At 69.2% G+C, this 454-nt stretch carries 1 protein-coding gene; it reads left to right on the top strand.

The features are described 5' to 3' along the window. The coding region (locus LP52_RS25480) for a Tn3 family transposase (protein WP_040276973.1) at positions 1-454 on the top strand (454 nt) is incomplete at both ends.

Here is a 454-nt window from a genome sequence, read left to right as displayed (position 1 = left end):
CACCGCGCTGGAGGTCGGGTACGCCGACAACACCGACCTGTTCATCGACGACGGCGTGCCCCGGCTGCGCAGGCGCCGCGTCCCCGGTGCTCCGCAGGCGGTGGAGAAGTTGGCCGAGGCGATCGAGGTACGCATGCCCGAACGCTCCCTGCTGCAGATCGTGGCGCGCACCGCCTACTGGCTGGGCTGGCACCACTGCTTCGGCCCCGCCTCGGGCTCGGACCCCAAGATCCGGGACATCCTGGGCCGCTACTCGCTGGCGGTGTTCACCGGCGGCATCAACATCGGCCCCTACGAGGCGGCCAAACACATCGCCGGGGTCTCGGCGAGGGAGCTGTCGATGGTGCGCAACCGCCACATCGACCTGGCCAAGCTCAACGCCGCGATCGCGGTGGTGAACAACGCCTTCAACGAACTCGACGTGGTCAAGGCCTGGGGCGATGGCACCTCGGTG

Source organism: Streptomonospora alba (assembly GCF_000826685.1).
Lineage (GTDB): Bacteria > Actinomycetota > Actinomycetes > Streptosporangiales > Streptosporangiaceae > Streptomonospora > Streptomonospora alba.
The sequence above is the reverse complement of the archived record's forward strand: the minus strand, read 5'-3'. Positions and strand labels throughout refer to the sequence as shown.